Source organism: Frankia sp. CcWB2 (genome assembly GCF_977927585.1).
The window spans coordinates 22,799-29,276 of record NZ_CDWRCM010000003.1 but is presented as its reverse complement, the minus strand read 5'-3'; the positions used below and the strand labels follow the sequence as shown (position 1 = coordinate 29,276).

The window sequence follows — 6,478 nt, the reverse complement described above, 5'->3', positions numbered from 1 at the left end:
TGTTCATCGATGACGCCGGCTCGCCCGCATCGGTTGTCGCGACGTTCCCCGGGCCCATGTCCGCCGAGATGTACGGCAAGATCATTGGAGGTCGGTTCCGGGTCCTCCGGATGGATCCGGCGCATCACGCGCCCTGACCCGCCGATCGTTGGAGCCGATCGTTGGAAAGGTGGGCGCGGCCACGCCGCCGAACTCAGCAGATGCGGGGGAGTTGCTCGCCGAGCGGCCGGTCGACGATGCGGGTTCCCCCGAACGCGGTGCGCCCGACGACCACGCCCGGATGCTCCGTGGTGACCGTGCCGATGGCGGCCGCGTCACGCCCCGCCGGATGCGCCCGCATCGCCGCGAGCGCCGCGTCGGCGTCGGCATCGGCGACGAACGCGACCAGCTTGCCCTCGTTCGCCACGTGCAGCGGGTCGAGGCCGAGGAACCCGCAGGCCGCCGCGACCGCGGGCGGCACCGGCACGGCGCGCTCGGCGAACTCGATGCCCGTCCCGGACGCGGCGGCGATCTCGCACAGCGCGGTCGCGAGGCCACCCCGGGTCGGGTCGCGCAGCGCGTGGACCCCCGGCGCGGCCGCCAGCACCGCCGCGACCAGCCCGTGCAGCGCCGTCGTGTCGGAGCGGACCTCGCCGCCGAACTCCAGCCCGTCGCGCACGCTCAGCACGGCGACACCGTGCTCGCCGACGGGGCCGGAGACGATGACCCGGTCGCCGGGCCTCGCCCGTTCGGGGCGGATGTCCACCCCGGCCGGGACGAGCCCGATGCCGCTGGTGTTCACGTAAAGACCGTCGGCCAGCCCGCGCTCGACGACCTTGGTGTCCCCGGTCGCCAGCCGCACCCCCGCCGCGGCCGCGGCCCGGCCCATCGCCTGCGCCACCCGGCCCAGGACTGCGAGCTCCAGGCCCTCCTCGAGGATGAACCCGGCCGAGAGCGCCACCGGCACCGCGCCGGCACAGGCCAGGTCGTTGATGGTGCCGTGGACCGCGAGTTCGCCGATGGAGCCACCGGGGAAGAACAGCGGGCGCACCACGTACGAGTCGGTGGAGAACGCGAGCCGGGCGCCCGCGACATCCAGGACCGCCGAGTCCGCCGGTGCCCGCGCCACGTCGGTGGTCCCGAACGCGGGCAGGAACAGATGCTCGATCAGCTCGCTCGACAGCACGCCGCCGCCGCCGTGCCCCAGCACCACCTGGTGATGGTCACGCAGCGGAAGTGGGCAGGTCCAACCGGTCGGGTCGACGGGGTCAGCCACGGCCGACCGCCGGGGTCAGCCGCCGGAACTGGAAGTAGGCGGCGCACGCCCCCTCCGCCGAGACCATCGTCGCGCCGAGCGGGGTGCGTGGCGTGCAGGAGGTTCCGAACGCCGGGCACTGTGGCGGTTTGACCAGGCCCTGCAACATCTCGCCGCTGCGGCACTCGGCCGGCTCGGCCACCGTGAGGCCCTCGACGTCGAAGCGGACCTCGGCGTCGAAGTCCCGGTACGCCGCGGACAGCCGCCAACCCGAGTCCGGGATTGTCCCGATTCCCCGCCAGGGCCGGTCACACACCGTGAAAACCTCGGTGAGGATTTCCCGGGCCGCCGGGTTGCCCGCCGGCCGCACCGCCCGCGGGTAGGCGTTCGCGAGTTCTGCCCGCCCCGCCTCGAGCTGCTTGACAGCGTGGCGTACCCCGTCGAGCAGGTCGAGCGGCTCGAAACCGGTGACGACGATCGGTACCCGGTAGGTCGCCACCAACGGCTCGTACTGGGAGGTGCCCATCACCGTGCACACGTGGCCGGCCGCCAGGAACGCCGCCACCCGGTTCGCCGGCGAGGCGAGGACCGCGGTCATCGCCGGCGGCACCAGCACGTGGCTGACAAGTACGGAGAAGTTGCCGAGCTCACGGCGCCGGGCCGCCACCACGGCCATCGCGTTGGCCGGGGCGGTGGTCTCGAAGCCCACCCCGAAGAACACGACCTGGCGGTCCGGGTTCTCCTCGGCGAGGCGGACCGCGTCGAGTGGCGAGTAGACCACCCGGACGTCCCCGCCGCGCGCCCGGACCATGAACAGGTCCGTGCCGCTGCCGGGGACCCGCAGCATGTCCCCGAACGAACAGAAGATCACCTCGGGGTGGGCGGCGATCGCCAGCGCCCGGTCGATCGTCTCCAGCGGCGTGACGCACACCGGGCAGCCGGGGCCGTGGATGAACTCGACCTGGTCCGCGAGGAGCTGGTCGATCCCGTTACGGATGATCGAGTGGGTCTGGCCGCCGCAGACCTCCATGATCGTCCAGCGCCGGGTCGCGGTGGCAATGATCGCATCCAGCAGCCGGCGGGCCAACGCCGGGTCGCGGAACTCCGTCAGGTACCTCACCGGCCCGGCCCGGTCATGCCCGGTCCCGCCGCGCGCGATCCCAGCTCCTCCTCGAGCAGCCCCAGGTCCCGGAACATCGCGAGGGTCTCCCGCGCCGCGGCCTCGTCCACCCTGATCAGCCCGAAGCCGGCATGGATGATCGTGTACTCCCCGACGGTCGCGTCGGGCAGGTAGGCGAGGCACACCGTCTTGGTGACGCCGCCGAAGTCGACGATCGCCATCCGCGTACCGCGGTCGTCCCAGATCTCGATGATCCGGCCCGGTATCCCTAGACACATGCCGTCAGGCTTCCTTCCCGCCGAAGGTCGGCTCCGTCGGGCGGCCCAGCGCCGCGACCGCAGCCTGGCCCAGCGCCAGCCCACCGTCGCCCGGCGGCACCACCCGATGGACGAGTACGTTGAACCCGGCGGTGGCGAGCCGGGTGCGGCAGGCCCGCGTCAGCACCACGTTGGCGAACACACCGCCGGTCAGACCGACCAGGCGGACTCCGTACCGCCGCCGCGCGACCCCCGCGACCTCGGCCACCGCGTCCGCGACCGCCAGATGGAACGCGCCGGCCAGCACCGGCACCGCCACCCCCGCCCGCAGACCGGCGACGATCCCCGCGAGCACCCCCGCCGGGTCGAGGACGCCGTCCGCCAGGCCGAAGGCGAGCCGGCAGGCACCGGCGCCGCCGAGTCCGGCGCCGCCGAGCTCCGCCGCGGTGAGCCCGTCCGCGGCGAGCGCCTCCAGCTCGACGGCGGCCTGCGCCTCGTAGGTGATCCGGTGGCGCACCCCGAGCAGCGACGCCACCGCGTCGAACAGGCGGCCCATGCTCGTGCAGGGCACGCAGGCCACGCCCCGGTCCAGCGCGGTGCGCAGGGTGCGCAACTCCGCCACGGAGCAGGCCCGCACCGGCGCCAGGTCCGCGGTCCAGTCCAGGCCGGCGGCGGCCAGATGGGCGAGCGCGACCCGGTACGGATTGCGGACGGCGGCGTCGCCCCCGGGCAGGCCGATCGGACGCAGGTGCGCGACCCGCTCGGCGCGGGCGACGTCCGGGCCTACCAGCAGCACCTCGCCGCCCCAGATCGTGCCGTCGAGCCCGTAGCCGGTGCCGTCGAACGCGACCCCGAGGATGGTGTCGCCGAGCCTGCCGTGCTCGGCGAGCAGGGCGGCCACATGGGCGTGGTGGTGCTGGACCAGGTGCGGCGACCGGCCGGCGGACCGTGACCCGTAGGTGGAGGCCTGGTTCGCCCCCGCAGCCGGGTTCCCGGAGGCCGCGTCTTCGGCCCCCGTGGCCGCCGCGCGTTCGGCCCAGGCCCGGGTGACGTATCCCGGATGGAGGTCGGCGGCGAGCGTCTCCGGCGCGACGCCGTACAGGTCGGTCAGGTGCGCGGCGGACCGCTCGAAGGCCCCGAGCGCCGCCAGGCTGCCCATGTCACCCAGATGCTGGGACACGAACGCGCGACGGTCCGTGGTGAGGCAGAACGTGCTCTTGCCCTCGCCGCCCACGGCGAGCACCGACCGGACAGGGCGGCCGAGGTCCACCGGCAGCGGAACGTATCCGCGGGAGCGCCGCACCGGCAGCACCTGCCCGTCGTCTCCGTCGTCCCCGTAGCCGCAGCGCACCACCGAGTCGTCACACGGCAGGAGGATCGGTCGGTCGTGCCGGAGGAACGCGTCGGCGAGGCCGGCGAGCCGGTCCCGCGCGTCGTCGTCGGCGAAGCAGATGGGCTCGCCCGAACGGTTGCCACTGGTCATCACCAGCATCCGCGGCGGTGGCGGGCCGCCGCCCGGGACCGGCGCGAACAGCAGGTGGTGCACGGGCGTGTACGGCAGCAGCAGCCCCACCAGCGGGGTGCCGGGGGCGACCAGCCGCGATATCCCCGATATCCCCGCCGCGGGCGAGCGGCGGACGAGCACGATCGGAGCGGCTGGCGACGCCAGCAGCGCCGCCTCCGCCGACGACAGGTCGGCCACCAGGGCGGCCGTCGCCAGGTCGCGCACCATCACCGCGAACGGCTTGTCGGGCCGGCCCTTGCGGGCGCGCAGGCGCGCCAGGGCCGTGTCGCCGGCCGTGTCGCCCAGGTCGTTCTCGGCCGAGCAGACCAGGTGGTAGCCGCCGACGCCCTTGACCGCGACCACCGCGCCGGCCGCCAGCGCCCGCTGGGCCGCCGCCAGCGCGGCGTCCGTGCCGTGCACCTCTGGTCCGGTGCCGTCCGCGGGGCTGAACCACAGCTTCGGTCCGCAGGACGGGCAGGCGACGGGTTCGGCGTGGAAACGGCGGTCCGCCGGGTCGGCATACTCCGCCGCGCACCGCGCGCACATCGGGAAACGGGCCATCGTCGTGGCCGCGCGGTCGTACGGCAGCGCGCTGATGATCGTGTACCGCGGGCCGCAGTTGGTGCAGGTGATGAACGGGTGGCGGTGGCGCCGGTCGGTCGGGTCGAACATCTCGCGCAGGCAGTCGGCGCACACCGCGGTGTCCGCGGGCACCAGGGTGCGGTCGCCGGGAACGGTCGCGCCGGCCACGATCCGGAACCCGGCGTCGCCGGCGGTCAACCGGGTCACGCTCGTCACCGTGACGCGCTCGATGTGCGCGAGCGGTGGCGCCTGCGGTTCGAGCCGGCGCAGGAACTCGGCCACCGCCACCTCGTCGCCTTCGACCTCGGCGAACACCGAGGTCGAGTCGTTGCCGACGAATCCCGCGAGCCCGAGGGTGCCCGCGAGCCGGTGGACGTAGGGCCGGAAACCGACGCCCTGGACGACGCCCTCCACCACGACCCGGCGCCGGACCCGGCGCTCGGCCCGCTCGGCCTGCCTGTTCTGCTCTCCGGTCACACCCGCCGCCAGATCATGACCCGGTTGTTGCCCGAGTCCGCCACCGCGAGCCGGTCGCCGCGCACCGAGAGGCCGTACGGCCAGCAGAAGGTGTCGGCTTCGACGCGGGTCCACCGGTTCTCCCCGGTCTCGGCGAACGACGGCTGGCCGAGCACACCGGTCGCAGGCATGGAACTGCGCCGCGGCAGTTCGTCCCACAGCAGGACGCGGTTGTTGGCGGTGTCCGCGACGGCCAGCAGGTGCCCGTCGCTGTCGACGGCGTAGGGGAAGCGCAGGACGTCGGCCCGGCCAGGCGCGTAGGGGAACTCCCCGGAGCAGGCGAGATCGGGCTGGCCGAGCACCAGATCTGCGTCGCTGTCGGCGTCGGGATGGGGGGCCCAGCCGAGCAGCCGGTGGTTGCCGGCGTCCGCGACCAGCAGCCGATCGGCGGTGCCGGCGAGGTCGTGCGGCCACCGGAAGCTGGCCGGCCCGGCCGCGCCGCCACGGTTCTCGTCCCGGCGGGTGGGATCGGGCTGCCCCAGCACCAGGTCGGGTAGCCGGCCGGGTGAGGACGGCAGGCCATCCGACCAGCCCAGGATCCGTCGGTTACCGGTGTCAGCGACGTAGAAGCGCCCACCCACCACGGCCACCCCGAAGGGCCAGTAGAAGGTGTCTGGTCCGCACGGGCCGCCCCGGTTCTCGCGGACGGCGCCGGCGTCCGGCTGCCCGAGCACGAGGTCGGGGGCGGTGTCGGTGACCGTCGGGACCTCGTCCCAGACCAGCACCCGGTGGTGCCAGGCATCGGCGACCACGAGCCTGCCGTCCGTGACGAGCACGCCGGTCGGCAGGCGCAGGCCGCGTTCGGGTCCGCGCCCCGCGGCCGCCGGTCCTTCGCTCGTCGCGTCGGCCTGGCCGAGCACGACGTCGGCGGGGGTGCCGTCGACGGCCGGCAGACCATGCCAGATCAGCACCCGGTGGTTGCCCGAGTCCGCCACCACGAGCAGGTCGTCGCCGAGCCACACCCCGCGCGGCGCGTACAGCCGGGACGCCGACGGCAGAGCCGACGGCAGAGCCAGCCCGCCGGGCGCCGGGGCGCCGATCCACACCGCCGGTTCCCAGCCCCCCGCCCGGCCGGCCCACCCCGCCTGGCCGGCCCGCCCTGCCCGGCCGGCCTGCCCAGCCCATCCGGTCGGAGTGGTCGGAGTGGCGTCACCGAGTGTTCCGCTGCCGGGCGTCACGTCGACTTCGCGGTGAGCCGGCGGGCGATCTCGTCGAGTACCCCGCGCACGGCCAGGACGGCGTCGGAGTCCCCGAACTCCTCGAAG

At 74.6% G+C, this 6,478-nt stretch carries 5 protein-coding genes; all 5 read right to left on the bottom strand.

From position 1 onward, the window contains the following. Positions 1 to 193: 193 nt before the first annotated feature. From hypE to ACY45C_RS01115, 5 genes are read right to left on the bottom strand one after another with little or no spacing between them, the layout of a single operon-like run. On the bottom strand, positions 194 to 1,255 hold the full coding sequence (gene hypE, locus ACY45C_RS01135) for a hydrogenase expression/formation protein HypE (protein ID WP_462185814.1): 1,062 nt from the start codon (positions 1,253 to 1,255) through the stop codon (positions 194 to 196). Further along, on the bottom strand, positions 1,248 to 2,354 hold the full coding sequence (gene hypD, locus ACY45C_RS01130; protein ID WP_462185813.1) for a hydrogenase formation protein HypD: 1,107 nt from the start codon (positions 2,352 to 2,354) through the stop codon (positions 1,248 to 1,250). The genes hypE and hypD overlap by 8 nt, the downstream gene beginning before the upstream one ends. Further along, positions 2,351 to 2,632, bottom strand: a complete 282-nt coding sequence (locus ACY45C_RS01125) for a HypC/HybG/HupF family hydrogenase formation chaperone (protein WP_462185812.1) — start codon at positions 2,630 to 2,632, stop codon at positions 2,351 to 2,353. The genes hypD and ACY45C_RS01125 overlap by 4 nt, the downstream gene beginning before the upstream one ends. A 4-nt stretch (positions 2,633 to 2,636) precedes the next feature. After that, a complete protein-coding gene (gene hypF / locus ACY45C_RS01120) occupies positions 2,637 to 5,174 on the bottom strand; it encodes a carbamoyltransferase HypF (RefSeq protein ID WP_462185811.1) in 2,538 nt (845 codons plus the stop codon). Beyond that, entirely contained in the window at positions 5,171 to 6,391 is a 1,221-nt protein-coding gene (locus ACY45C_RS01115) for an NHL repeat-containing protein (RefSeq protein WP_462185810.1), read from the bottom strand. Before ACY45C_RS01115 ends, hypF begins: the two co-directional genes overlap by 4 nt. Positions 6,392 to 6,478 lie beyond the last annotated feature (87 nt).